This window comes from Clostridium sp. AF15-41, assembly GCF_003604095.1.
GTDB lineage: Bacteria > Bacillota > Clostridia > Lachnospirales > Lachnospiraceae > Coprococcus.
The window spans coordinates 1-25,918 of record NZ_QTMQ01000005.1 but is presented as its reverse complement, the minus strand read 5'-3'; the positions used below and the strand labels follow the sequence as shown (position 1 = coordinate 25,918).

At 40.7% G+C, this 25,918-nt stretch carries 24 protein-coding genes and 6 tRNA genes; 5 read left to right on the top strand and 25 right to left on the bottom strand.

Annotation, left to right across the window (positions count from 1 at the left end; genetic code table 11):
- Positions 1 to 73: 73 nt before the first annotated feature.
- Positions 74 to 1,507, bottom strand: a complete 1,434-nt coding sequence (locus DWW43_RS05035) for an ABC transporter substrate-binding protein (RefSeq protein WP_119962908.1) — start codon at positions 1,505 to 1,507, stop codon at positions 74 to 76.
- A gap of 661 nt (positions 1,508 to 2,168) precedes the next feature.
- Between DWW43_RS05035 and DWW43_RS05030 the strand changes: the two genes are divergently transcribed.
- On the top strand, positions 2,169 to 3,176 hold the full coding sequence (locus DWW43_RS05030) for a hypothetical protein (RefSeq protein WP_119962907.1): 1,008 nt from the start codon (positions 2,169 to 2,171) through the stop codon (positions 3,174 to 3,176).
- 271 nt (positions 3,177 to 3,447) lie between these two features.
- Here the strand turns inward: DWW43_RS05030 and DWW43_RS05025 are convergent, their stop codons facing one another.
- The 3 genes from DWW43_RS05025 to DWW43_RS05015 all read right to left on the bottom strand — a co-directional run bounded on the left by DWW43_RS05025 (position 3,448) and on the right by DWW43_RS05015 (position 6,463).
- On the bottom strand, positions 3,448 to 4,431 hold the full coding sequence (locus tag DWW43_RS05025; protein WP_165853017.1) for a CPBP family intramembrane glutamic endopeptidase: 984 nt from the start codon (positions 4,429 to 4,431) through the stop codon (positions 3,448 to 3,450).
- Between the two features lie 44 nt (positions 4,432 to 4,475).
- Positions 4,476 to 6,107 carry an ATP-binding cassette domain-containing protein gene (locus tag DWW43_RS05020; protein ID WP_008401240.1) on the bottom strand — a complete coding sequence of 544 codons (1,632 nt, stop codon included), beginning with the start codon at positions 6,105 to 6,107 and terminating at the stop codon, positions 4,476 to 4,478.
- A 167-nt stretch (positions 6,108 to 6,274) separates the two neighbouring features.
- Entirely contained in the window at positions 6,275 to 6,463 is a 189-nt protein-coding gene (locus tag DWW43_RS05015; RefSeq protein ID WP_008401239.1) for a hypothetical protein, read from the bottom strand.
- 269 nt (positions 6,464 to 6,732) lie between these two features.
- On the opposite strand from DWW43_RS05015, the gene DWW43_RS05010 reads away from it, so the two are divergent.
- Entirely contained in the window at positions 6,733 to 8,025 is a 1,293-nt protein-coding gene (locus tag DWW43_RS05010; protein WP_119962905.1) for a hemolysin family protein, read from the top strand.
- A 237-nt stretch (positions 8,026 to 8,262) separates the two neighbouring features.
- Positions 8,263 to 8,985, top strand: coding sequence for a DUF1836 domain-containing protein (locus DWW43_RS05005; protein ID WP_119962904.1), 723 nt, complete (start codon positions 8,263 to 8,265; stop codon positions 8,983 to 8,985).
- On the opposite strand, the gene DWW43_RS05000 is transcribed toward DWW43_RS05005, so the two are convergent.
- The 3 genes from DWW43_RS05000 to DWW43_RS04990 all read right to left on the bottom strand — a co-directional run bounded on the left by DWW43_RS05000 (position 8,966) and on the right by DWW43_RS04990 (position 11,952).
- Positions 8,966 to 9,544 carry a hypothetical protein gene (locus tag DWW43_RS05000; protein ID WP_119962903.1) on the bottom strand — a complete coding sequence of 193 codons (579 nt, stop codon included), beginning with the start codon at positions 9,542 to 9,544 and terminating at the stop codon, positions 8,966 to 8,968. The genes DWW43_RS05005 and DWW43_RS05000 overlap by 20 nt on opposite strands.
- Positions 9,545 to 10,166: 622 nt before the next feature.
- A complete protein-coding gene (locus tag DWW43_RS04995) occupies positions 10,167 to 10,847 on the bottom strand; it encodes a substrate-binding domain-containing protein (protein WP_119962902.1) in 681 nt (226 codons plus the stop codon).
- A gap of 100 nt (positions 10,848 to 10,947) precedes the next feature.
- Positions 10,948 to 11,952, bottom strand: a complete 1,005-nt coding sequence (locus tag DWW43_RS04990; protein ID WP_119962901.1) for a LacI family DNA-binding transcriptional regulator — start codon at positions 11,950 to 11,952, stop codon at positions 10,948 to 10,950.
- A gap of 267 nt (positions 11,953 to 12,219) precedes the next feature.
- Between DWW43_RS04990 and DWW43_RS04985 the strand changes: the two genes are divergently transcribed.
- Both DWW43_RS04985 and galT read left to right on the top strand, forming a co-directional pair.
- Positions 12,220 to 13,500, top strand: coding sequence for a galactokinase family protein (locus DWW43_RS04985; RefSeq protein WP_119962900.1), 1,281 nt, complete (start codon positions 12,220 to 12,222; stop codon positions 13,498 to 13,500).
- A gap of 194 nt (positions 13,501 to 13,694) precedes the next feature.
- Positions 13,695 to 15,182 (top strand): UDP-glucose--hexose-1-phosphate uridylyltransferase, encoded by a 1,488-nt coding sequence (gene galT / locus DWW43_RS04980; protein WP_119962899.1) that lies wholly within the window; start codon positions 13,695 to 13,697, stop codon positions 15,180 to 15,182.
- A gap of 386 nt (positions 15,183 to 15,568) precedes the next feature.
- Here the strand turns inward: galT and DWW43_RS04975 are convergent, their stop codons facing one another.
- From DWW43_RS04975 to DWW43_RS04890, 18 genes are all read right to left on the bottom strand, one after another.
- Positions 15,569 to 15,880: a YerC/YecD family TrpR-related protein gene (locus DWW43_RS04975; protein WP_008401229.1), complete on the bottom strand. Its 312-nt coding sequence runs from the start codon at positions 15,878 to 15,880 to the stop codon at positions 15,569 to 15,571.
- A 102-nt stretch (positions 15,881 to 15,982) separates the two neighbouring features.
- Positions 15,983 to 17,449 carry an alpha-amylase gene (locus DWW43_RS04970; protein ID WP_119962898.1) on the bottom strand — a complete coding sequence of 489 codons (1,467 nt, stop codon included), beginning with the start codon at positions 17,447 to 17,449 and terminating at the stop codon, positions 15,983 to 15,985.
- 41 nt (positions 17,450 to 17,490) lie between these two features.
- Complete coding sequence (locus DWW43_RS04965) at positions 17,491 to 18,708, bottom strand: LL-diaminopimelate aminotransferase (RefSeq protein ID WP_008401227.1); 1,218 nt, start codon at positions 18,706 to 18,708, stop codon at positions 17,491 to 17,493.
- Positions 18,709 to 18,719: 11 nt separating this feature from the next.
- The gene (gene dapF / locus DWW43_RS04960) at positions 18,720 to 19,556 is read right to left on the bottom strand and encodes a diaminopimelate epimerase (protein WP_119962897.1); all 837 of its coding nucleotides are present in this window, start codon (positions 19,554 to 19,556) and stop codon (positions 18,720 to 18,722) included.
- Positions 19,557 to 19,568: 12 nt separating this feature from the next.
- Positions 19,569 to 20,120, bottom strand: a complete 552-nt coding sequence (locus DWW43_RS04955) for an ANTAR domain-containing protein (RefSeq protein ID WP_119962896.1) — start codon at positions 20,118 to 20,120, stop codon at positions 19,569 to 19,571.
- Between the two features lie 150 nt (positions 20,121 to 20,270).
- Entirely contained in the window at positions 20,271 to 21,602 is a 1,332-nt protein-coding gene (gene glnA / locus DWW43_RS04950; RefSeq protein ID WP_008401224.1) for a type I glutamate--ammonia ligase, read from the bottom strand.
- 219 nt (positions 21,603 to 21,821) lie between these two features.
- Positions 21,822 to 22,634, bottom strand: a complete 813-nt coding sequence (locus DWW43_RS04945; protein ID WP_119962895.1) for an ABC transporter permease — start codon at positions 22,632 to 22,634, stop codon at positions 21,822 to 21,824.
- A 174-nt stretch (positions 22,635 to 22,808) separates the two neighbouring features.
- Positions 22,809 to 23,519: an ABC transporter ATP-binding protein gene (locus DWW43_RS04940; RefSeq protein ID WP_165853016.1), complete on the bottom strand. Its 711-nt coding sequence runs from the start codon at positions 23,517 to 23,519 to the stop codon at positions 22,809 to 22,811.
- A gap of 301 nt (positions 23,520 to 23,820) precedes the next feature.
- Positions 23,821 to 24,084 (bottom strand): 30S ribosomal protein S18, encoded by a 264-nt coding sequence (rpsR, locus tag DWW43_RS04935; protein WP_008401221.1) that lies wholly within the window; start codon positions 24,082 to 24,084, stop codon positions 23,821 to 23,823.
- A 17-nt stretch (positions 24,085 to 24,101) separates the two neighbouring features.
- The gene (locus DWW43_RS04930) at positions 24,102 to 24,542 is read right to left on the bottom strand and encodes a single-stranded DNA-binding protein (protein WP_008401219.1); all 441 of its coding nucleotides are present in this window, start codon (positions 24,540 to 24,542) and stop codon (positions 24,102 to 24,104) included.
- Between the two features lie 15 nt (positions 24,543 to 24,557).
- Positions 24,558 to 24,848: a 30S ribosomal protein S6 gene (rpsF, locus tag DWW43_RS04925; RefSeq protein WP_008401218.1), complete on the bottom strand. Its 291-nt coding sequence runs from the start codon at positions 24,846 to 24,848 to the stop codon at positions 24,558 to 24,560.
- Between the two features lie 155 nt (positions 24,849 to 25,003).
- Complete coding sequence (locus DWW43_RS04920) at positions 25,004 to 25,180, bottom strand: DUF951 domain-containing protein (protein WP_021943524.1); 177 nt, start codon at positions 25,178 to 25,180, stop codon at positions 25,004 to 25,006.
- A 105-nt stretch (positions 25,181 to 25,285) separates the two neighbouring features.
- Positions 25,286 to 25,358 (bottom strand) — tRNA-Phe (locus DWW43_RS04915).
- A 14-nt stretch (positions 25,359 to 25,372) separates the two neighbouring features.
- Positions 25,373 to 25,446, bottom strand: a tRNA-Met gene (locus tag DWW43_RS04910).
- A gap of 18 nt (positions 25,447 to 25,464) precedes the next feature.
- Positions 25,465 to 25,546 (bottom strand) — tRNA-Tyr (locus tag DWW43_RS04905).
- 21 nt (positions 25,547 to 25,567) lie between these two features.
- Positions 25,568 to 25,640 (bottom strand) — tRNA-Thr (locus DWW43_RS04900).
- Positions 25,641 to 25,653: 13 nt separating this feature from the next.
- Positions 25,654 to 25,725, bottom strand: a tRNA-Glu gene (locus DWW43_RS04895).
- Positions 25,726 to 25,737: 12 nt separating this feature from the next.
- Positions 25,738 to 25,809, bottom strand: a tRNA-Asn gene (locus tag DWW43_RS04890).
- Positions 25,810 to 25,918 lie beyond the last annotated feature (109 nt).

The window sequence follows — 25,918 nt, the reverse complement described above, 5'->3', positions numbered from 1 at the left end:
TTATAGTACACACGCACCAGCAACTTTCATTACTGATGCGTGCAAATTGTGTTACTTAATCAGTTTTTAGGGATTATTCAGCTGAAATACCTAATTCTGATGCACACTTATCCTGGATATACTTAACAGCTTCATCAACTGATTTGTATGTTCCTGAATTGTATGCTGTAGAAGCTTCATCAATAAATGCCTTGATTGAAGCATCCTGGTATGTTAAGTTGCTGAGGTTAATACCTTCTGCTGATGCTGCCCATACTTCGATAGGATTCTGACCACCAAGGAATTTAGCTGCTGCATTGTCAGCGCTAAGTTCGCCAGCGATAAGTCTAGCATTAGCTTCTTTGTTGTTTACACAGTCACCTGTCTTGTTTGTGATTTCAACACCTACGTCTGGATCACATGTTAATTCGTAAAGAAGGAATGCAGCTAACTCAGGGTTATTTGTATCCTTACCTACACATACATATGTACCGCCCCAGTGATAAGATGTAGGGCCTGTAACAGCTCCCCAGTTACCATCTGTAGCACCATTACCCTGCATTGAACCAATGAACCAAGGACATCCGAAGTAGCAGAATACCTTAGAATCATCCTTCATATCTGCTGCCCATGAATTATCCCACATAGATGTGTTGTTTGAATATTCACCATCGTAAATCTTCTTAGCTGTCTCAAGATACTCTGTAACTGACTTGTCAAGTGTAAGAGTTTCCTTTGAACCATCATCTGTTACCCAAGGCTGTGACTGAGTATCCCAGATAGCATACTTAACATCAGGAGCACCAGACACGATCTTGTATCCAGCAGCCTTTAATGTCTCAGCTGTCTCGAAGAACTTATCCCATGAAGCAAGTGCTTCCTGAACCTTTGCAGGATCATCTGTTCCAAGAACTTCCTTAGCGATGTCTCTTCTGTAGTATACAGAACCTGCTGTTGCCTGCCATGTTACACACTTAAGCTCGCCGTTTGTTGTACCATACTGCTTAGCGAAGTCGTATGAGTTAGCAAGCATCTCATCTGTGAAACCTAAGTCATACAGATTAGCCGTCTTTGAATCATCCTCTGACCAGTACTTAGCTACATCGTTATCAGCTGGGATAAGTGTAGGATACTTGTCTCCGCTTGTAAGAGCTGTATCAATAGCTGTCTTGTAGTCATCTGATGTTCCACCAAGACCAAGTGTTACGAACTCAACGTAATCCTTGTACTCTGGGAACTTGTCAAGAACGATGTTCAGCTTCTTTGAGAAATCTTCATCCCATGAATAAGCGTAGATCTTCTTGCTGTCATCCCATCCATCTGTGCTAGGAGCTTCAATCTTAGCTGCTCCTGAAGCGTCCTCTGATGATGCTTCTTCTGATGATGCATCCTCTGATGATGCTGCCTCTGATGTTGCTTCTGATGATTTTGACTCTGTTGTTGAATCATCCTTGTCACCACATGCAACAAGTGATAATCCCATAGCAAGTGCTAATGAAAGAGCCAATGCTTTTTTGATTTTTCTCACAAAAAAACCCTCCTTTTAAAATATGTGTGCTATTCCTTTCATTCATACTTCTGCGGATTGACATCTGCATCTGTATTATTTACTGGAATGCCTGCCACTTTTATACATGATCTGATTAACTTATCATTTACACAATATGTCAAACATGATTATGTATGTGGCTTTCTTAAGATATTATTGACAAATTTCCTTGTCAACATAGGCTTATTATAGGACATATTATCTAATTTGGCAAGTCCTTTTTTATTCTTTTTTATCTTTTTTGTACATTTTTAAATTTTCGTTAAAAAAAATTTACCAATTTGCGACATGGGGTATTTATACTATTTCTACAATTTTAGCTCAATTGACATACAATTTAAACTTTTTCTTTTCCTTTGTCTCATTTTTCACATTGTTGCATTTCTCTTTCTATATAACTCTGTCTGTACACAATAGTCAATGCGTATTTGTTAAAATGTATACGTTTTTACCACAACACACATCGCCAATTCTGTTTTTATCAGGTACTCATCTTTATGATCTGCTAAATACATATTCTTTATATTTCATTTCTTATATTTTCATTCTTTTTTCATACTCTTTACCATACCTGCTCCTTTTTATCCATTTCCATCTGTGTTATACTTATCATTATTATATAAGAAGAAAAGGAAACAATATGGGCAACAGTAAAAAGAAAAAGAAGAAAAGCAACAATGTCGCCGCAAATTCTCAGGCGCAGGTAAAAAAACAGACTGCTGTACAAACAGCAAAACCGGCTAAGGCACAAAATATCGAAACCAAACAGGAAACTGTCAATACTCAGACTGCCGTCGAAAAGAAGGAACCGGCAAAAGCACAGAATATTGAAAACAAACAGGATCAGCCGCACGAGTTCAAAGATCCCCGCAAGGTTCCACCAAAGGAAGATCTTAAGATTGAGGACAAACTGGAATTTGCAACGATGTCCCGTAAAGAGCGCCGGGCAGCAAAAAGAAAACGATTAAAGGAAACTACCGAAGGAATGACCTTTGTGCAAAAGTTACAATACTTTTTATATGCATATAAGATGGAGATCCTGTTGCCGCTGATCGTGATCATCGCAATCAGTCTGATCGTAGTTGCATTCTTCCGTGGCAACAAACCGATTGCACTCTCCTATGCAGTTGTAAACTGCGAAGATCTGGAAGCACTTGACACCTCTGTCATAGAAGCTGATTATTGGAACTACTATGGTTTTGATGATAATTATCAGTTTCAGAAGGTTCTGGATCTGAAGTATGATCCAAGTATCAGCACAAACGATGCATCCAAAGATGCCGAAAGCGGAAACTACATTGCATTTCCTACTCTATGCGACGAAAACTACTACGATATTATCATTACAAATAAACGAGGGTTGGAATACCTAAGTGAAAGTTCGATCATTCATACACTTGGTGAAGCATTGCCTTCCGATCTGTATGATATTTTCACTGCTGATTATAATGATCAGATCACAACTTCTCCTGCTTACACAGGAAAGAGTGCTCCATACGCGATCAACATCAGTGATACCGACTTTGCAAAGAAGTTGAATCCGGGATACGACGATGTCTACATCTGTTTCCCCGGCGTATCCGAAGACAACCAGAAGCGTGTCAAGCAGATCTGTAACTTCATCTTCGATCTCGGATTGGAGCTATAAATAATACCTATATAGAAGGAGATCACACAGGGCTGTCTCCGGAGCGGAGCCGTTATATGAATATACCCACTATAATATGACGTTTGCGAGGATTTCGTCGCAAGCAACACATTGCCAGTAAATACGGGTGCTTGTCTGAGCCGAAGGCGAGTTAGCACAAAAGTATTTACGAATCAGGCATGTGTTGCGAGCAGAAACCGCAGCAAGTCATTTATAGTGGGTATATTCATATAACAGCTCCACTCCGGAGACAGCCCTGTGTAATCTTCTTCTATCCAACTATATTCTGTTTTGTTTCTTTTCTATTATAGTAAAGCATTCCGAGGACTAAGACTACTGCCATCACGACAGTTGCCACTATGCTGCCCTCCATGCCGAATTTACCGCCTGTCAGAAATATATTTCCCGTTTTAACCTCAGAGGAAAGAACAGCACTTCCTACGTTGGTTCCGCTGACAGAGATTCCGTAAAAGGTTCCCTGCACGAAATTCCACATACTGTGGTAGCCAGCTGCACCCCAGATGTCATTTGTTTTTATCACATACAGTGACAGGAATATTCCGATCAACAGCAGGTTGATGAATGCCAGAATCGTAAGTCCCGGATTCAACATATGGCAGAATGCAAATGCCAGCGAATTCACAAGAACAGCTTTTACCGCCGAGCTTCGTTTCATCAGGCTTATCATAAAATACCCGCGGAATGCAATCTCCTCGCTGAAGCCCTGTACCAGAAATCCGATAAAATATAAAAGTACGATCAGCAGATTGCAGCTCTGATTCCAGCCCTTAATATCTACAAATCCAAGAGCAGCACCTGCAAGTACGCAAAGAGAGAAGGATACCGCGCCAACAAGCAAGCCCTGTACATAATGCTTTGCTCCATCTTTCTTAACAATTCCCATGGAATAATAGGAACGCTTTTCTATCTTATTACAATAGACCAGAACAGAAATGATCAGAATCAGTGTACAGAATAATGTAAGTATATACATTCCGTCTGTCATATCGGTTGCCAATTCCATCATATCTGAAAATGATGAATCGTCATTTAAAAACAGCCGCTGCAGTTGGTCGAACATTTCCACATTCGACAGGAACAGGTACATTTCATATATCGCAGGGAGCAAACCTGCAATAAAGCTTCCGATCAGGAATACCAGAATAAACCGCCATATTTCCTTGCCAAACGAATAAATCTTTCCTTCTTCGCCTGCCCGTTTTGCAATCTCAGGCTTTTCTAATCTCATCTTCATATGAAACATCCCCAGTCTGTCATTTTTACTTCTATTCTTAATTCTTAATCTTCTCCGTCAACATCCATGTTCATGATCTGACGCTTTCTTGCAAGCTCATCATTTGCCAGATATTCATCATATGTTGTCTGCTTATCGATCAGGCCTGTATTGGTAAGCTCGATAATACGGTTTGCTGTCGTCTGTACAAACTGATGATCCTGTGATGAGAACAGAATAACACCCGGGAACTTGATCAATCCGTTATTCAATGCCGTAATAGATTCCATATCCAGATGGTTTGTAGGTTCATCTAAGATCAGGCAGTTCGGAGCCATGATCATCAACTTGGATAACATACAACGAACCTTTTCTCCACCGGACAGAACCTTTACCTTCTTAACGCCATCATCGCCGGCAAATAGCATTCTCCCAAGGAAGCCTCGTACATAAGTTGCATCCTTTTCTTCCGAATACTGCGTCAGCCAGTCTACGATGATCAGGTCATTATCGAATTCCTTTGTGTTGTCCTTCGGAAAATAACCCTGTGAAGTTGTAACGCCCCACTTGAAGCTTCCTTCATCCGGCTTTTCTTCTCCCGCAAGGATCTTGAACAGCATTGTTGTTGCCTTTGTATTTGGTCCGACAAATGCAATCTTGTCATCATGTCCTACTGTAAACGATACATCATCTAACAGTTTCTCGCCTTCTACTGTCTTTGAAATATGAGATACAGTCAATACTTCATTTCCGATCTCTCTCTTTGGGCGGAAATCAATATATGGGTATTTACGGCTGGATGGCTTGATATCATCCAGTTCGATCTTTTCCAGTGCTCTCTTTCTGGAGGTTGCCTGTTTGGACTTGGAAGCATTTGCCGAGAATCTCTGAATGAATTCCTGTAATTCCTTGATCTTCTCTTCCTTCTTCTTATTTGCTTCTTTCATCTGCTTGATCATCAACTGACTGGACTCATACCAGAAATCATAGTTACCGGCATATAACTGGATCTTTGCATAATCGATATCGGCGATCTGAGTACATACCTTATTCAAGAAATAACGGTCATGGGATACCACGATAACGGTATTCTCAAAGTTGATCAGGAATTCCTCCAACCATGCGATCGCATCCATATCCAGATGGTTCGTAGGCTCATCGAGAAGAAGAACGTCAGGATTGCCAAATAACGCCTGCGCAAGCAGTGCCTTAACCTTCAGTCCACCATCCAGATCTTTCATCATCATATAATGATATTCTGTATCCACACCAAGGCCATTTAGCAAAGTCTCCGCATCGGATTCTGCTTCCCATCCGTTCATATCAGCAAATTCGCCCTCGAGTTCGGAAGCACGGATACCATCTTCATCTGTAAAATCTTCTTTTGCATAGATCGCATCTTTTTCTTTCATGATCTCATACAGGCGCTTGTTTCCCATGATAACAGTATCGAGTACTGTGTATTCATCGAACTTGTAGTGATCCTGCTGTAATACAGACAGACGCTCCCCCTCATCCATTGTGACATCACCCTTTGATGGTTCGATCTCTCCTGAAAGGATCTTCAAAAAGGTTGATTTACCGGCTCCGTTTGCTCCGATCAGTCCGTAGCAGTTACCCGGTACAAATTTAATATTTACATCTTCAAATAAAGCTTTCTTTCCAAATCTTAATGTTACGTTATTTGCACTTATCATCGATACACATACCTTTCCATTTTTCTAATCTAAAAGTATATCAACTAGTTGAATATGTGTCAATTATGAAAAGAACGTATGCGCCTGAAAAAAGCCGGAAAAGGCTAATTTGGCAAGTCTTTTCCGGCTGACCGGTCAGGGGTGAACCCTTCTGTTTTGTTTTCCTGTTATTTCAGATTCTTTACAATCGGATCATAAAGATCTAATTTGCAATGTTTGTCCTTGCTGAAATGGGAACAGTTTAAGCAGCTCTTTTCACCATCCGCTTTGTTGGTCATGCTGTTGCAATGGCATGTCTTTTCATAAGCACTGCAACGTTCTGCTACCTCATGATAGGTTTCTGTTGAACTTCTCATCGTTCTTACCTCCTTGACATTTGTCAGTCTTTATCGCAGATTTCATAGATCCGGTCATGCACCAACAACATCAGGCAATGATATCTGCATAACTGTCTATTATCATCTACATGCATTAGTATCTGCATCTTCTCCTTCATTTATTCCGAACACTACCGGATAGTCTAATGTTTATATAAAATCACCATTTCTTAGTCGTTCTGTTCTTGACAAGTTTTTCTCTATTCTGTACAATCAAAAGCAAAAATATTTTTAGGAGATGATTTTTTTTGCACCCCAGTACAATTATCCAGTTAATTACAATTATTCTATTAATCCTGTTATCGGCATTCTTTTCTTCTGCCGAAACAGCTCTTACAACCGTCAATAAATTCACCCTGCGTTCAATGGCTGATAGCGGGAACAAACGTGCTGCCCGAGTTCTTAAACTGATCTCTAACAGCGACAAACTGATCAGCACAATATTAATAGGTAATAACATCGTGAATATTTCAGCTTCCGCTCTTGCAACAACACTTACCACTAATTTATTCGGAAGCAAGGCAGTCGGAATCGCAACCGGAATCCTCACCCTTTTGATCCTGTTATTTGGTGAGATCACACCGAAAACGCTTGCCCAAAATAACAGTGTTAAAATGTCAATACTTTATGTGGACGTCGTACAGTTTCTGGTATATATCTTTACCCCATTTGTATTCATCATAAACAAGATCTCTCATGTTATTTTCTGGATCTTACATATGGATACAAACGAAAGTGCCAAATCCATTACCGAAGATGAACTGATCACCATGGTAAACGTCAGTGAGGAAGAAGGTGTCATCGAGAACAAGGAAAAGGAAATGATCACAAACGTAGTGGACTTCGGAGATTCCCGTGTTCGTGATATTATGATTCCCCGTACCGATGTGACCATGGTTCCTGTTACCGCTACTTATGATGAACTGCTGAAGCAGTATATGGAGGTTCCTTACACCAGACTTCCTGTTTATAAGGATTCTCGTGATAATGTCATCGGCATCCTGCATGTAAAAGATCTGTTCTTTTATAAAGCAACCCATGACATCAACAATTTTGACGTAACAAACATCGTCCGCGAACCATTCTATGTTTATGAATTTCAAAAAACAAATGATCTTTTGGCAAACATGAAATCCAGTTCAAATTCCATCGGTATCGTGCTGGATGAATATGGCGTCTGTGTTGGTCTGATCTCTATGGAGGACTTGATCGAAGAAATAATCGGTGATATCAAGGATGAATACGATGATGCAGAGCATAATAATATTGTGAAAATAGATGATACACATTACAGCATTGATGGCGGAATCAAATTAGACGACCTGAACGATGCGCTGGATCTGGATATCGAATCTGAAGATTATGATTCTATCGGTGGTTATATCATCCAGTTATTAGATCACCTTCCATCCGTTGGAGATACAGCATCTGATGGTGTGATATCCTGCAAGGTAACAAAATTAGATAAAAATCGTGTTTCACGAGTTCTGCTCGAAATTCTACCAAAGCCGAATACTGATATTGATAGCAACAACGAATAATCCAATCTGTTCTTAAAAACTGCCATCTAAAAAGAGCATCATAACATAGACACACATACGTCTGTTCAGTTTGAGTTTTTAATTTTAAAAATTCTGTCAAAATGCTTGTGTTGTGATTTTTATTCCTATATAATAGAATACTAAGGTTATAAAGTCCTGTATTTCATATCGTTTACATGAAAGCAGGACTTTCCTATAGAATTCATACAGATTTGGTTATGTTTGGGAGAGATTCTAATGAATAAAAATATTACTCGCAGAAAAAAATTATTACAGATTGCAACTTCTCTGAGTTACATCGATCCGGATGATATACCTGAGATCGATCTGTATATGGATCAGTTAACAACCTTTATGGAGGATAAGCTGAACGCTAATAAACGAAGTGACGATGACAAGACCATGACAAAGACCATGATCAATAATTATACGAAAAACAACCTTCTCCCGCCACCCGACAAGAAGCGTTACTCCAAGGATCATCTGATCATGCTGTTGTATATTTACTACCTCAAGAACTTTGTAAGTATCACTGATATTCAGACACTTCTTGCCCCGATGAATAACAACGACTGCTATAGCGGTGAATCACCGGTCAACATCGAAGAGGTCTACCGCAAATTATTCAATTATGAGATCGATAACTATAATGACATAATCAAAAGCATCTTATCCACCTATGATAAGGCATCCGATATGTATGATCCGGAAACAGACGCTTATCTTCACGATATGTGTATGGTCTCTATGTTGTCCGTTGATGTCTATGTTAAGAAGAAGTGCATCGAGCACCTGATTGATGACATGCATTCCGTTCAGGAACAGACATTAAAGAAAAATGAACAAAAGATAAAAAACGCAGAGAAAGCAAAAGCTGCAGAGAAAGCCGCCACAGCCGGAAAGACAAAAGCAAACGATACATCTGTCAGCTTCAAGTCAACTAATAAAAAGATAAAATAAAATTTTCAGATTGTACTATAAAGAAATACAGCAAGCCACGCTTGCTGTATTTCTTTATAACTAAAATGAATGAAAAAAGGCTCTGTTGCATCTGTCCAAGTGTCTTTGCAGGATCCCAGTAATTGTTACCAACACGCTGTGGTGTAGCATATGCTGCCTGTGCTGCAAGTGCTGCGATAGCCGGATCTGCCTGTACTACATCTGAATTTGATGCTGCATAATTCTCACCCCATGCATCCTTTGCCTTTGATTCAGATTCAGCTCCAAGTGTAATATTGAAATCAACATCCTTATACTTCTCTTTGAAAAAATTCAGTAATCCGGTTGTGAATTCCTGATCTTCTTCAGAAGCCCATACTGTTAAATCTACAGTTCCCGTTGTGTTTGCGATCAGAGTTGCTACTGCATCTTCATTTGTAAAAGCAGATGCTGCATTTTCCTTCTGTGTTTCTGTTGTGCCGGAAGCTGTTGTAGTGTCGTCTGCACTTCCGCATCCTGCTAATAAGCCAAGAGACATCGCTCCTGCAAGTGCTAATGAGATAATCTGTCTTTTCTTCATTAATCGCTCCTCCTTGTTGGAAATAATGTATAAATTTTTCTCACTCCGATGCTTTATTTTCGTTTTTGCACAATCTGTTGTTCTTTATACGTTGATAATAGCATGTGCATTTGCGCATGTTGATACATTTTGATCAGTTTTTTAACCTATTTTTATGTGCTATATTACAAATACATCTATCTATCCAAACAGATAGTTGCGTGTTTTTAATAGTTTTTTCCAAAATATGGTGCAACAGTTTGCGCAAGTAGCAAATAAGTCTCTCTTTCTGAGAAATACTTAACTAATATAAGCCCGGCTACCTGTCTGATTATATAAAAAGCAATGACATTCATGCAGTTTCGTAATGAGATACACTCTAACCATCAGCACCAAGCCCATGCCTGAACCCGCAGGGTGAGTTTGGACGACTGCTGATAAATAGGTGAGTGTATCGAATAGAAACAAAATGAGTCATGCGTTTATATAATCAGACAGGAAGTCGGACTTATATCATTCTAACCCAACACAAAAGAGAGCCTTATCATCAGCTTAATAAGGCTCTCTTTAAAGGAGGGGGGTATTTATGTTCACGTTAAAACCTCAAGGCTTCAACGGTTTGCATACATTCTATATGCCTGATCTATTGCGTAGATCCTTTCAGTGTCACTTCATATCCTAATAAAATCCGGTCTGCGATCTCTTCACCTTCGATCATCCGAAATAGTGTCTCTCCGGCTGTTTTACCAAGTTCTTTTGGGGCATACTGTAATGATGTGATCGCCGGGCGGTTATTTTCAAGCAGGACGCTGTTATAAAAAGAAGCAACCTTAATCTGTTCCGGAACAGATATGCCTTCTTTTCTAAGCTTGTCCAGCACCCAGTTACAGATACCATCATCCATGCAGACAATACAGTCGACCATGTGGCGCATACTGTCTTCTACCGCCATCTCGACATTTGATCTGTCAACGCAATCCATATATACTTTCATATCTTCTATCATAAGTCCGGCACCGGTAATACCTTGTTCAAAGCCTTCTCGCCTTGTCCGGTTGACTACATGATTGCTGTCCCCACCGATCAATGCAAATTTCTTCATTCCCTTCATAATGAGAATGGAGGTTAATTCCCGGCAGGCTGCGATATGATCGTTATCGATCTGCGCAACGTTCAGTTCTTCCGTGCTTCCAATCGCTACAAATGGAAGATCCGTCTGTTTTAAATATTTGATTCTATCATCCCGGATCAGTGTCCGTCCAAGAATCAATCCATCAATCTTATGATTTTCAACTACTCTCTGTAGTTGTGACATATCATCCATTGTATTCACTTGTCCTCTCTTAGTGTAGCGCAATGTTTTGCGCAACTCTTGTATTTAAACAAGCAATTTTTACGCAATTTGTCAATCATTTTTTTAAATTTTATTTTTCTGTGTATTCCATACAGGATTCCCTGACGATCAGATTACATGGGATCTCAGCCTTTAACGGAGTACGGATACTAAGGTTTGATGCAGCGTAGATCAGGTTTGCTCCATGCTGTCCCATATCATATGCCGGAGCATTTACCGTTGTAAGTGCAGGAACTGTATACTCACTAAGCTCTGTATTATTAAAGCCAACAAGTGAAATATCCTCCGGCACTTCCATATCCGCTTCCTTGAATGCCTTTAATGCTCCTACCGCAAGCGCATCACTGGCTGCAAAGATTGCACTTGGACGCTCGTCAGATCCTGCTATCACTTTTCCCATCTCGTAACCGGAAAATGTATTGAAGTTTCCCTCATACAGATATTTCTCGTATGGAAGATCCTTTTCCTTCATATATGCAATGTATTCTTCCAGTCTTGGATCAACCAGAAGCTCATGATTTCCCACATACTCTTTACCACCCATAAATCCAATCTTGCGATGCCCCAGATGGTACAGATAATCAAGCGCATCCCTTACTGCCTGTTTGAAGTCCATTGTCAGGGATGTAATGTTGTAGTTCTCAACCTTCATATCCAGAAATACGATATTACTGCATATCTCTATAAATGATTTTACTTCCTCATGCGCAAACTTACCCAGACAGATAATTCCATCACAACCACGCAGCATGTCCAGATAGTTGCTGTCATTCCGAAATACCCGAACCAGTTCAATCGACTGGCTGATACAGAAATCCTCGATTCCCTTTCTTGCGGACAGATAATAACTATCCTTCATCTCATCCTCTGCGGAAAACCAGAGTACAAGACCAAGTTGGAATGACTTCTTCAATCTGGCTGACTTTTTCTTTGTATAGTGTAGCTCTTTTGCTGTCCGAAGGACTCTTTCCTTAGTCTCCGGTAAAACATTTAATGTCGGATCATCGTTCAAAATTCTTGAAACTGTAGCCGGTGACACATTTGCCCGTCTCGCAATATCCTTGATTGTCGTCATAATGTACCTCTTTACTCCATATTTATTGGATAAATTTACTATATTTTTACTAACTTAGTGTAACAGATTTCTTTTTATTTTTCAATTACTTTTTCAGTAAATCTTTACTAAAGTATTGTTGACATTTTACTAAACATATGTTATTCTGTCACTATAAAGAACAAACAGACTTTGAAAAACAGACACATCTGTACAAGTAAACACACATTTACGCACCGTACAGATGTAAGCACATCAATTATCATGTATGATCAGGAGGATAAACATATGAAACATGCATCTGAACTAATAAAAGACTTTGAATCAGAACAGTACAATGAATTATTAACCGATATCTATGTCGATGAGCATCTGCTCGCTTATCAGAATGGCAGATATATCGCCGCTCTTCAGGAATTCATCAAAGATTTCGGAGACACAGAGGTATCTATCTTCTCCGCTCCGGGCAGAAGTGAAGTAGGTGGAAATCATACTGATCATCAGCACGGTCAGGTACTTGCCGCATCTATCAATCTGGATGCGATTGCCATCGTTGCAAAGACTTCCGATGATAAGATCCAGGTTATCTCAGACGGATATGATCTCATTACAATCGACGCATCCGACCTCTCTCTTGTAGAAAGTGAAAAAGAAACAACAATGGCTCTGATCAAGGGTGTTGCTGCCGGATTAAAGGAACACGGACACGCTGTTGGCGGCTTCAAAGCATATATCACCAGCGATGTACTGATCGGTGCCGGTCTTTCATCTTCTGCAGCATTCGAAACAATCATCGGAACCATCCTGTCGGGACTTTATAATAATGGTTCCGTATCTGCAATCGAGATCGCGATCATCGGTCAGTATGCAGAAAATGTATACTTCGGAAAGCCTTGCGGTCTGATGGATCAGATGGCATCTTCCGTCGGAAATCTTGTACATATCGACTTTGCAGATCCAGCCGATCCTATTGTTGAAAAGATCGACTTTGATATGGCAAAGAGCGGTTACAGTCTCTGTATCACTGATACAAAGGGCTCTCATGTAGATCTGACTGCTGACTATGCTGCAGTTCCTGCCGAGATGTGTGCCGTTGCGGAGATGCTTGGCAAACCGGTATTAAACGAATTAAGTGAACAGGATATCATCGACCACATGACTGATATCCGCACCAAACTCGGCGATCGTTACCTGCTTCGTGCCCTTCACTATTTTGAAGAAGTAAAACGGGTAGAAATTCAGGCTGCTTCCCTGAAAAAAGGTGATATGCCGGCATTTCTCGCGGCTGTTAAAGCATCCGGCGATTCTTCTTTCAAATATTTGCAAAACGTATATACAAATAAAGACATTCAGGCTCAGAATGTATCTGTTGCTCTGGCTGTCAGTGATATCACACTTGGAAGCCACGGAGTAAGCCGTGTTCACGGCGGTGGTTTTGCCGGAACCATTCAGGCATTTGTAGAAAACGACACTGTTGAAACTTATCGTCAGGCTATGGATCATGTATTTGGCGAAGGCTCCTGTCATGTACTGAAGATCCGCAAATACGGTGGTATGCAGGTACTGTAAAACAGACGACATGATATAATGAACGCAAAACCACTTGCTTGCAAGGGGGCTGATTTTGCGGAATGCATAGAATGTGCGAAGCACATGATATAATGAACGCAAAATCACTTGCTTGCAAGGGGGCTGATTTTGCGGAATGCATTGAGTGAGCGAAGCTCACGATATAATAACAAATTTTATGGGAGGTTACGATTATGATAGAAACATATATCAAAGAATTAGTTACTTATGGTTTAAATAAAGGACTCGTAGATCCTGCAGACGAAATATATGTTACAAACCGTCTGTTAGAGTTATTCGACATTCAGGAATACACCGAACCGGCCGAGATTCCATCCCGTCCGCTCGTTGATATCCTAAACGATATGTTAGATTATGCATACCAGCATAAACTGATGGAGGATGACACGATCACAAACCGTGATCTTTTCGATACAAAGATCATGGGTATGCTCACTCCCGCTCCATCCGTTGTACGGAAAATATTTGCTGATAAATATGCTGTATCCCCAAAGGAAGCAACGGATTATTATTATGCTTTCAGCAAGGCTACAAACTATATTCGTGAAGACCGTATCGCAAAGGATGAAAAATGGGTTACGGAAACGGAATACGGTCCGATCGATATTACGATCAATCTGTCCAAGCCGGAGAAGGATCCAAGAGATATCGCAAAAGCCGGAAAGGCAAAGAAATCCGGTTATCCAGCCTGTCTGCTCTGCCGTGAAAACGAAGGCTATGCCGGACATTTCTCACATCCTGCAAGGCAGAATCACAGAATCATGCCTATCACCTTAGATGGACAGGCATATTTTTTACAGTACTCCCCTTATGTATACTATAACGAGCACTGTATCATCTTTAATGCTAACCATACTCCAATGAAGATCGACCATGCCGCATTCGTGAAGCTGCTTGATTTTGTCCGACTGTTTCCTCACTATACAGCCGGATCCAATGCCGATCTTCCGATCGTTGGCGGTTCCATTTTAAGCCATGACCATTTTCAGGGTGGCGGCTATACATTTGCAATGGCAAAGGCTCCATATGAATCAAACTTTACTTTACCTGGTTACGAAGACCTGACAGCCGGTATCGTCAAATGGCCTATGTCTGTTATCCGTCTTCAGGGTTCCGATCCTGCACGTATCGCAGATGCAGCAGATCACATCCTGACAGCATGGAGAAATTATACGGACGAAGCTGCTTATATCTATGCTTACACAGATGATACTCCACATAACACAATTACTCCTATCGCAAGAATGCATGGAGATCTGTTTGAACTGGATCTGGTACTTCGTAACAACATCACAACCGAAGAATGTCCGATGGGACTCTACCATCCACATAGCCAGTATCATCATATTAAAAAGGAAAACATCGGTCTAATCGAGGTTATGGGTCTGGCTGTTCTTCCTGCAAGATTAAAAGGCGAAATGGCAGAGCTTGAGGATGCAATATTAAACCACAAGGACATCCGCGCAAATGAAGCTATAGAAAAACATGCAGACTGGGTTGATGAATGGATCGGAAATTATGACATTACTCAGGAAAATATCCATGGAATCATCCAGAACGAGATCGGCAAGGTATTCTCAAAAGTTCTGGAATGCTCCGGTGTATACAAAAATACCACCGAAGGCAGAGAAGCATTCATGCGCTTTGTAAATACCCTTTAAATCCTGCTCCGCTTCCTAATACCAAATATATATGGGATTTTCTTCCCGCATGGTCGGGCAGACCAATGTCTGTCCGATCAATTTTATGTCTGCGCAGGCACTACGGCAAACAGGAGTACTGTGCAAATGACTCGTTTCGATTTCTATAAACTGCATATATCTGATTCGCAAATATTCCTGTGCTAACTCGCCTGACGGCTCAAACAAGCACCCATATTTGCTGATATATGCAATTTATTACGAAATCTTCGCTTGATGTCATTTGGCACAGTACTCCTGTTTGCCGTAGTGCCTGCGCAGACATAGGTTGGTCGTAGGACAAACAAAATCCTCCGGGAACGGATCGTCTTGATCCATTCCCGGAGGATTTCCTGTTTTATATGTTGTTATTCCGAATCTTTCTTCTCTTTATCCAGATTCATTCTGCTGAATACAAGTTCATAACCATCTTTACCATAATTAAGAGATCTGTTTACTCTGCTGATCGTTGCTGTCGATGCGCCGGTCTTCTCGGCAACTTCCAGATAAGTATTATCCTCTTTTAACATCTTCGCAACCGCAAATCTCTGGGCTATGGACAACAATTCATTTACCGTACAAACATCTTCAAAGAAATTAAAACATTCCTCCTCTGTCTCCAATGTCAGTATTGCTTCAAACAGATCACGGACTGCTTCTGTATGCACTGTCTTTCCCATAACTCATACTCCTTTGCCACTCTTATGCTGTGAAAATCCGGATCATCCTCAGACTTTCATGCACTTTTACAATCTAAAGTATTAATATGATAACTCAATTTCTTATAATTTGCAATCTTTTTTGATCCAGACCGCAAGTCCCTGACGGTTTACATAGAATTCGCCACAGCCTTCTTCATCGATACGGATATCATACTTTGCATTTCCCATTACATCTGCGAAATGGCAGCCTGCGAACTGTCTGCCGACATACATACGCTTTGTTCCGCCGGTTCCATCTGACATAATAACTGCCAGACCGGAATTCTCATGCTCTGCATCTCCTTCTCTGGTGAAGCCGACAACATCCGGATGATCAAAGTAGTCATGCTGTGTTCCATATGCATATTTCTTACGAAGCTTTAACAGCTTGTTCATAACCATCTTTCTGGACTTAATCTTAGCCGCAGGAATGCCTTCATAATCACCCATGAACATACATGGATATCCCTGTTCTCTTAATAAAATGATCGCATATGCCAGTGGTTTAAACCACTCTGCTACAGCAGATTCCAGCACACCGCCCGGCTGTGATTCATGATTCTCTACAAATGTAACTGCCTTTGCAGGATTGCTCATCATCATGGAACCATCCAGTAACCGGCTCAGATCATATTCTCCTTCTGCAACTGATGCATCATGGAAACTGAAATGCAGCGGCACATCAAACATAGATGGCTGATTGTCCGCAGACGCAATGTAATCATTGATATAGTCACATCTCCAGTGCCAGAAGTCTCCTACCGTAAAGATCTCTTTTTCTTCTTCTCCGGCATTCGAAGCAGCTTCTGCAAAGTCTCTGATGAACCATCCAGGAACCTTCTCTGCTTCCTGAAAACGGAATCCGTCCACTCCGGTCACATCCTCATACCACTTTGCCCATGTCATTAATTCATCATATACTTCCTGATTATACAGATCAAGTTCACTGCCAATGATGTAATCATACTTGCTGAGTTTATATTTCTTCTCCGCTTCTTCCTCTGTCATACCTGACAGCTCACAGACACGTTTCTTAAAATCATCCTGTTGCCAGTCAATTCCGGCAAAATGATTCCAATTCCATTTGAACTTAGAATACTTACTTCTTCTGCCCGCGAAGGTGAACTTCGACAAGGCTCCTACTATCTTTTTATTACCGATCATCTGTGGAATATCCTTGGCATTAAAATCCGCTGCCGTAACCTTCTCCACAGAATCTGCACCTAACTTCTGTCTGACTGCAATATCTGCATATACATTGATTCCCTGTGCCTTCATCGCGTCAATTGCTTCCAGATATTCTTTCTTTGTACCATATCTGGTTCCAACCGACCCTTTCTGGTTAAATTCCCCCAGATCATACAGATCATATGGCGCATAACCCATATCTTCTTTTCCCGCTGCCCCTTTAGTTGCAGGCGGAAACCATACTGCTGTTGCACCGATTTTCTTCAATGTCGCTGCATCTTTTGCTGCTTTTGCCCATAATGTCTGATCAGCAGGTGTATTTGCATTAAAATACTGCACTAACAGCCCATTATCTTTCATCTTGCTACCTCCACAATTATATAGTTAATTGCACCCCGCTATTATAACGCCTTAATTCTCTCGATTGCTTCTACTGTATTCTCATATGTACCAAATGCTGTCAGTCTGAAATATCCTTCACCACTCGGTCCAAAGCCTGAGCCCGGTGTACCTACGACATTTGCATTTGCAAGCAGATAATCAAAGAACTCCCATGAAGTCATCTTATCCGGTGTCTTTAACCAGATATATGGTGCATTCACGCCACCGGATACAGAATAGCCTGCTGCCTTTAATCCATCATAGATCACCTTCGCATTATTCATATAATATGCGATCTGTGCCTTTGTCTGCGCCTTACCTTCTTCTGAATATACAGCTTCTCCTGCTGCCTGAACAATATATGGAGCACCATTGAACTTGGTTCCATGTCTTCTTGCCCATAAACCATGAAGTGCAACACCATTTGCATCCTTCAGATCCTTTGGCACAACTGTAAATCCAAGACGAGTTCCGGTAAATCCTGCATTCTTCGAAAAACTTCGAAGCTCGATCGCACAGGTTCTTGCACCTTCACACTCGTAGATGGAATGTGGTACATCGTCTTCGCTGATATATGCTTCGTATGCTGCATCATAAATGATCACAGCTCCGATCTTATTTGCGTAGTCAACCCATTCCTGAAGCTGTGCTTTGCTGATGGTTGCTCCTGTCGGATTATTTGGGAAACACAGATAGATAATGTCCGGCTCTTCCTTTGGAAATTCCGGCGCAAATCCATTCTCCTCCAGACAAGGCATATAGATCACATCGCTCCAGAGTCCGGTCTCTTTATCATAAGTTCCGGTTCTGCCTGCCATTACATTTGAATCTACATAAACAGGATAAACAGGATCACATACAGCAATCTTGCTTTCCGGTGCAAAAATCTCCTGAATATTTGCAGAATCACTCTTTGCACCATCACTTACAAAGATCTCATCAGCAGAAATATCAACTCCATGGTCAATATAGTCATTCTTTACGATGGTATTTCTTAAGAATTCATATCCAAGATCCGGTGCATAACCCTTAAATGTCTCTGCTACCGCCATCTCATCTACAGCCGAATGAAGTCTCTCAATAATAGCAGGAGCAAGCGGCTGTGTTACATCTCCAATGCTCAGACGGATGATCTTCTTATCAGGATGTGCCGCACTGTACTCTCTCTGTTTCTTTGCTACTGTTGAAAATAAATAACTTCCCGGAAGCTTCAGATAATTCTCATTTGCCTTAAACATGTCATTTCCTCCTAAAATCTGTCAGTCTCGCCGTCAAAAACTACCCTGGCAGGACCTGTCATGTATACTTTATTGTTCTCTCTATCAAAGCGGATGATCAGATCGCCACCTAATAATTTTACGGTTACCTCATCATCTGTCTTTCCATTTAATACACATGCAACGGCTGTTGCACATGCTCCGGTTCCGCATGCCAATGTCTCTCCGGTTCCTCTCTCCCATACGCGCATCTTTACGGTATGACGGTCGATCACCTGAACAAACTCCGCATTCACACGGTTCGGAAATACTTCATGATGCTCGAATAACGGACCAGCTTCCTTCAACGGGAAATGTTCTGTATCGTCTACGAACATAACTGCATGTGGATTTCCCATGGATACACAGGTCATATGATAATCCACACCCGCTACTGTGATCTTCTCATCAATCACCTGATCTTTATCTGAACGCACAGGCACCTGATCTGCCTTGAGGATCGGCGCACCCATGTCAACTGTTACCATATCAACCTTGCCGTCCTTTATCACAAAATCCAGATATTTGATTCCGGCAAGTGTCTCTACAGATACCGACGTCTTATCTGTAAGTCCATAGTCATATACATACTTTCCTACACAACGGATACCGTTTCCACACATCTCAGATCTGGAACCGTCTGCATTATACATATCCATTGTAAAATCTGCTTTATCGGATGGCTTAATCAGGATCACTCCATCACTTCCAACACCAAAATGCCGGTCACTCATGGCAATCGCCAGTTTCTCAGGATTTTCTACCTTCTCTGAAAAACAATTTATGTACACATAATCGTTTCCAAGACCTTCCATCTTTGTAAACTTCATATTCGTGCCTCCTTAAAACAGTGCTGTATGTTCCAGTATCATATATGCCATTTCAACAATATTGATACCATTATCCATGCTCTTTTTCTGCAGATACCGATGAGCGCCCTGCTCATCAAATCCATTATCATCCATTAATTTCAGTTTTGCAGCCTTAATTACCTTTTTTTCTTCTTCTGTACGTTCCTTTGGTTTTGTCTTGCGTTTCTTACGCTCCCACAGAATATTTTCAACCGTCAGTGAAACAGTATTGATAAAATCCTGTGTACGAAGTGGCATCGGCAGGCATGTAATTCCACTTTCTCTACACGCCTCGTAATGCACACGAGATGCAATCACAAGCATATCAAAATAATCCGGTATATTTGCCGCCAGCTCCGAAAATAACATATCCGGATACTGGTATCCGCATATAATAAGACCATCATCACACGCATCTGCTGCCTGTGCCGCCTGCGCTCCGGTCGTACATACCTGAGTTACATTGATTCCATGTCGAACCAAAAGATTTTTTATGCTCTTTGCTTCTTCTATTTTTGCAAATAGTACAATTACATTTACCAAAACAGCAACCTCTCACCCGACCAGTTTCAGTTCCTTATATTTTCATGGAACAAATTGATTCTATAATATAGCAACACAGGCACCCATAAAATGGGTGTCTGTATTACTCCTTGTTCTTCTTCGGTTTTACTTAAACATACCGGCTTCTGATCAGACTTTGTAAAGGTAATTGCTGATCTCCCAGTCAGTGACCTGTCTGGTATATTCGTTCCACTCATCTAATTTTGCTGATGTGTAACGTGTAAAGATATGCTCACCAAGTGCTTCCTTCATGAAGTCACTGTCTCTCATACATAAAACAGCTTCTCTTAAGTTTGCCGGAAGGCTCTCGATGTGTCTTGCTTTCTTTTCTTCTCTTGTTAATTCAAAGATATTGCTGTCAACACTTGGTACAAGCGGAAGCTGTCTCTTGATTCCGTCTAATCCGGCTTTTAAGCATACAGCCATTGCCAGATATGGATTTGCTGTTGGATCCGGACAACGAAGCTCTACTCTTGTTCCTGCTCCTCTTGCGCTTGGGATACGAACCAGTGGGCTTCTGTTTTTTGCTGACCATGCAATATAAATTGGGGCTTCATAACCAGGAACCAGTCTCTTATAAGAGTTTACTAATGGGTTTGTGATTGCTGTCATCTCTCTCATATGTTCCATGATACCTGCGATGAAGTAATATGCTTCCTGGCTTAAACCAAGCTTATCATTATCATCTGCAAATATATTTTTGCCATCCTTTGACAAGGACATATTCATATGCATACCGGAACCACATACGCCATACTTTGGTTTTGGCATAAATGTAGCACACAGACCATGCTTCTTGGCAATTGTCTTAACAACGAGCTTAAATGTCTCGATGCTGTCGGCAGTCTTTAATGCCTCGCCATACTTGAAATCTATCTCATGCTGTGCAGGAGCAACCTCATGATGGGAAGCTTCAATCTCAAATCCCATCTGTTCCAGTGTCAGTACCATATCTCTTCTGGCATTCTCACCGAAATCAAGTGGTCCAAGATCAAAATAGCTTGCACGCTCGTAAGTATTCGTTGTTGGTAAGCCATTCTCATCTGTCTGGAACAGGAAGAACTCACATTCTGGACCTACGTTCATCATGTAACCCATATCAGCAGCTTCCTTCAATGCCTTCTTCAGAACATATCTTGGATCACCTTCAAATGGAGTGCCATCCGGCTTATAAACATCACAGATCAGTCTGGCAACCTTACCCTGCTGTGGTCTCCAAGGGAAAGTCTCATATGTATCATAATCTGGATAGAGATACATATCGGATTCCTCGATTCTTGCAAATCCTTCAATAGAAGAACCATCAAACATAATCTTGTTATCCAGTGCTTTTTCAATCTGACTTGAAGTTATAGCAACATTCTTAAGGTCTCCAAAAATATCTGTAAACTGAAGTCTGATAAACTCTACATCATCTTCTTTTACCATCCTTAAGATATCTGCTTTCGTGTACTTACCCATAATATACTCCTTTTCATTACTTAATGTTGATATAATGCAGCGTCTGGTTATATAAAAGTATTCCACTGTTGCATTCTTTCCTGTGGACAGACTCCATCCACATTAAAGTTCTTAATAATCATAAACGCATCCCTTTGTTTTGTCAACGAAAACCACACTTTATCATAAGGCTTATCGGTCAAATATCTTCACATAGCCGGCAGCGTTCATTTTCTGTTTTTATCTTTTTTTCTTTGTAAATACAGTATTGCCAATAAACACCGCAAGCCCGCCATAGCCGACCGCTTCTATCAATCCTGTTATAGTTTCCCGCACAGTTGTATCTGTATGATCGATATAGGCAAACTGTTCGATTGCGGATAAGAGCCAGTACTTGCGGAGAAACACATCTCCATCAGCAAGAATCTGATCCAGACCTGTTATCACTGTTGAGAATAAAAGTACAATAATGAGATTCACCGCAACTGCCATTCCTGCATTTTTTACATTCATCGCAACTGCCATATAGATATAGGAAGAAACTACATACATAACAAGCATTAAAAGAAACACTCGGATAAATCCTGTCACATCCTCGCGTTCGATCGTTCCATGCCAGAATATCGCCCCGGCAATCAACGATACTGCTACATATAAAAGATAACTGATACCCGCTATCACCGTTGTCTCATATAATTTACCCATATAGATCTGACATGCCTGATATCCGCGTTCCAGCATCAGCGAATAGATCCCATTCCGTTTCTCCGCCCCTATCATAATCGTGATCACAATCGCATATAAAATGGAAAGCACCTGCATCAGTGAAGCAGCAATTCCCGCACAATCAAACAGATTTAAATCTGTAAATGCATCAAGATCCGTATCGTATCCACCTGCTGCTTCCATCAGTTCTCCGGATATAATATGTGTTGCAGCATAAAATAATGCAAATCCAACCAATACCATCCCAATGATCACAATGCATGCAATACGAAATGTCTTATTCTTCCTGATTCTGTAATTCTCTGCACGAATGATCTGATTCATCATCTGTTTCCTGCCTTTCCGTCTTACCTGTTATTTTCTGTACAGCTTGTTATTCAAATCTCTTGTTATTCAAATCTCCTGCCATTTAAACCTATTGTATTTATTTTATTATCCGAATCTACCATAGTTATTTTTTTATAATATTTGATATTCTATTTCTACACTTATGCTATTTGTTTACATTGATTTCTGGAATCGTGTAATAATATAATTCTCAACTGCTTCCTCGCTGCCTGCCTGTTGAAGCAGTTCTTCCCTTGTATATTCCATACAGATTCTGCCATGATCCATAACCAGATACCGATTGCAAAGTTTTACCAATTCGCCGATCACATGACTGCTGATCAATATTCCGATTGACCGATCCTCATGCATTGCCAACAGACGTTCTTCCAGATCCTGCATCCCCTGTACATCCAAACCATTTAATGGCTCATCTAAGATCAAAAGCCTCGGATCACCGAGCATTGCAACCGCTATGCCAAGTCTCTGTTTCATTCCAAGTGAATACCTGCCAACCAATTTCTTTCCGGCTTCTGCAAGCCCCATCTGCTGCAACAGGCTCTCATATACCGTTTCATCCTCTACCCCAAATAATCTGCCGAAATATCGAAGATTCTCGATTCCTGACATATCGGTATATATATTCGGATTCTCAATCAGCGTTCCTACATCCTGAGTTCTTCGTTCTCCTGAAAAAATGATTTCTCCCGAATCAACCGGAATGCTTCCTGCAATTGCCCTCATCAATGTCGTTTTACCTGCTCCGTTGCCGCCCACCAGCCCAATGACATCTCCTGTCCGTATAGACAATGATACATCATCCAATACTGTACATTCCTTATATTTTTTTGTAATATGATCTATCTGTACGATCTTCCCTACCATAGAGGTCTCCTTGCATTCTTTTTGTGCTATTCTCTTTTTCATATTCCTGATTATTCATTTGTTTTTTATCTAATAATATTACTATATCTTCTATATTATATAATATCTTTAATCAAAATTAAATCCCGGATGGTTCAAGACGTCAATATTCCGTTAAACGAGTCAGACATAGATTTTCGTGTAAATACAAAATCTATGCCTTGCTTATTTAATGTAAAAAAGGATGATTGTGAATCACTTCACAACCATCCTTCATTTTTTCAGATTGTATGCACCTTACGGTGTAACCAATGAATATAGATTAATCTACTACGTATGGTAAAATTGCAATCTGTCTTGCTCTCTTAACTGCTACAGTTAAAGCTCTCTGATGCTTAGCACAGTTACCGGTAATTCTTCTAGGAAGAATCTTACCTCTTTCAGAGATGTATCTCTTTAACTTGTTTGCATCTTTATAATCGATAACAGCAGTCTTATCTGCACAGAATACACATACTTTCTTTCTTCTACGAATATTTCTTCTCTTCATTGGAGCGTCTGCTCTATCTGTCTTTGTATAAGCCATTGTATTTACCTCCTTCTTTACTTGAATGGTAAATCATCCTCTATACCTTCCGGAATACTCATAAAACCTTCTGCACTTGCATTTGCAGGTGAAGGTCTGCCAGCTGGCTGATAACTTCCGCCATCTGATGAAGAACTTCCTTTGCTCTCAGCAAATTCCTGATCTTCGATAACAACATCTGTTGTATATACTTTGTTTCCATCTTTATTGGTATAACTGCCTGTCTGGATTCTTCCAGTAGCCACAATCTTTGTACCCTGTTTCAGATACTTTTCAGCAAATTCTGCTGAACGGCCAAAAGCAACACAGTTAATAAAATCTGCGGTCTGATCACCATTTCTGTTAAAACGTCTATCTACAGCGAGAGTGTATCTGGCAATTGCCATTTGATCATTCCCCTGAGAATATCTGATCTCTGGATCTCTTGTTAAACGACCCATTAAAATTACTTTATTCATACGGAATTCCTCCTATTACTCAGCGTCTAAACGAACGCAAAGATATCTGAGAACAGGCTCCATGATACGAACATTAGCTTCAAGCTGTGCTGGTACATCAGCTTCTGCATCGAACTGAATGAAGTAATAGTAAGCTTCGCCCATCTTCTGGATCTCATAAGCAAGCTTCTTAAGTCCGCAGTCTTCAACATTAGTGATAGTTGCATTAGCTTTCTCGATGTAAGCCTTTACTTTCTCAACTGCTGCTGTTCTAGCATCCTCATCAATCTTTGCATTAACTACTAAAGTTAACTCATACTTGTTCATGTAATTGCACCTCCTTATGGTCTCTGGCCCATATATGATATATGAGCAAGGAAATATATGATTATTAACACATCACAGAACAAAATAATATCATAAAAGCTCCCGGGTTGCAAGGATTTTTTCTATTATTTCAGCATTATTTCAATACTTTTTTGCTATTCTATAAAACCTTTAAAATTCTTTTCAACCAGTTTTCTCGGTACCATCACCTGATGATCACACCCTTTACATTTTAAACGAAAATCCATACCAACGCGAAGGATCTCCCATTCATTTGCACCACATGGATGCGGCTTCTTCATCTTAATTACCTGACCAACATTAAACTCCATACTGCACACTCCTTATTTATCAACACCTGAATCTGATTTTCTTTCAATCTTTTTACAGATAAAAGAAAAAGCTGAAATCGTTATGATTTCAGCTTTTCAAAGTCGTGCCCAAAGCTGGAATCGAACCAGCGACACGAGGATTTTCAGTCCTCTGCTCTACCAACTGAGCTATCTGGGCATATTACATAATAGTAGCGGGGACAGGATTTGAACCTATGACCTTCGGGTTATGAGCCCGACGAGCTTCCAGACTGCTCCACCCCGCGATATAAATAAAAAAGAAATGGGCGGAGGTGGATTCGAACCACCGAAGCATTACGCAGCAGATTTACAGTCTGTCCCCTTTGGCCACTCGGGAATCCACCCATTTTTTGCTTTTCAGCAAAAAGCCGATGATCGGACTCGAACCGATAACCTGCTGATTACAAATCAGCTGCTCTGCCAATTGAGCCACATCGGCATATTAAATTAAATGACCCCAACGAGATTCGAACTCGTGTTACCGCCGTGAAAGGGCGATGTCTTAACCGCTTGACCATGGGGCCTTATAAGATTAGCTCCCCGAGTAGGGCTCGAACCTACAACCCCTCGGTTAACAGCCGAGTGCTCTACCATTGAGCTATCGAGGAATAACACCTGGTATACCACGGCGTACTCATCAAGCCTAACACAGATTCAGGTTGATGTCAATACTTTTTATTTCATGTACCTTCAGAATTTCATACAGAAAGTCTTGCG

What these genes read in the sequence shown, in the direction of transcription:
- DWW43_RS05020 (WP_008401240.1), bottom strand. Translation starts at nt 6,107, where the DNA reads ATGATAAGTGCAAATAACGTAACATTAAGATTTGGAAAGAAAGCTTTA.
- DWW43_RS04930 (WP_008401219.1), bottom strand. Translation starts at nt 24,542, where the DNA reads ATGAATAAAGTAATTTTAATGGGTCGTTTAACAAGAGATCCAGAGATC.
- rpsF (WP_008401218.1), bottom strand. Translation starts at nt 24,848, where the DNA reads ATGAACAAGTATGAGTTAACTTTAGTAGTTAATGCAAAGATTGATGAG.
- DWW43_RS05000 (WP_119962903.1), bottom strand. Translation starts at nt 9,544, where the DNA reads ATGAAGAAAAGACAGATTATCTCATTAGCACTTGCAGGAGCGATGTCT.
- DWW43_RS04975 (WP_008401229.1), bottom strand. Translation starts at nt 15,880, where the DNA reads ATGGGAAAGACAGTGCATACAGAAGCAGTCCGTGATCTGTTTGAAGCA.
- DWW43_RS04990 (WP_119962901.1), bottom strand. Translation starts at nt 11,952, where the DNA reads ATGACGACAATCAAGGATATTGCGAGACGGGCAAATGTGTCACCGGCT.
- DWW43_RS04995 (WP_119962902.1), bottom strand. Translation starts at nt 10,847, where the DNA reads ATGGATGATATGTCACAACTACAGAGAGTAGTTGAAAATCATAAGATT.
- DWW43_RS04965 (WP_008401227.1), bottom strand. Translation starts at nt 18,708, where the DNA reads ATGTTTAAGGCAAATGAGAATTATCTGAAGCTTCCGGGAAGTTATTTA.
- DWW43_RS05030 (WP_119962907.1), top strand. Translation starts at nt 2,169, where the DNA reads ATGGGCAACAGTAAAAAGAAAAAGAAGAAAAGCAACAATGTCGCCGCA.
- DWW43_RS05005 (WP_119962904.1), top strand. Translation starts at nt 8,263, where the DNA reads ATGAATAAAAATATTACTCGCAGAAAAAAATTATTACAGATTGCAACT.
- DWW43_RS04945 (WP_119962895.1), bottom strand. Translation starts at nt 22,634, where the DNA reads ATGATGAATCAGATCATTCGTGCAGAGAATTACAGAATCAGGAAGAAT.
- DWW43_RS05015 (WP_008401239.1), bottom strand. Translation starts at nt 6,463, where the DNA reads ATGAGAAGTTCAACAGAAACCTATCATGAGGTAGCAGAACGTTGCAGT.
- DWW43_RS04940 (WP_165853016.1), bottom strand. Translation starts at nt 23,519, where the DNA reads ATGGTAGGGAAGATCGTACAGATAGATCATATTACAAAAAAATATAAG.
- DWW43_RS04920 (WP_021943524.1), bottom strand. Translation starts at nt 25,180, where the DNA reads ATGGAGTTTAATGTTGGTCAGGTAATTAAGATGAAGAAGCCGCATCCA.
- dapF (WP_119962897.1), bottom strand. Translation starts at nt 19,556, where the DNA reads ATGAAGTTTACAAAGATGGAAGGTCTTGGAAACGATTATGTGTACATA.
- DWW43_RS05025 (WP_165853017.1), bottom strand. Translation starts at nt 4,431, where the DNA reads ATGAAGATGAGATTAGAAAAGCCTGAGATTGCAAAACGGGCAGGCGAA.
- galT (WP_119962899.1), top strand. Translation starts at nt 13,695, where the DNA reads ATGATAGAAACATATATCAAAGAATTAGTTACTTATGGTTTAAATAAA.
- DWW43_RS04985 (WP_119962900.1), top strand. Translation starts at nt 12,220, where the DNA reads ATGAAACATGCATCTGAACTAATAAAAGACTTTGAATCAGAACAGTAC.
- glnA (WP_008401224.1), bottom strand. Translation starts at nt 21,602, where the DNA reads ATGGGTAAGTACACGAAAGCAGATATCTTAAGGATGGTAAAAGAAGAT.
- DWW43_RS04970 (WP_119962898.1), bottom strand. Translation starts at nt 17,449, where the DNA reads ATGAAAGATAATGGGCTGTTAGTGCAGTATTTTAATGCAAATACACCT.
- rpsR (WP_008401221.1), bottom strand. Translation starts at nt 24,084, where the DNA reads ATGGCTTATACAAAGACAGATAGAGCAGACGCTCCAATGAAGAGAAGA.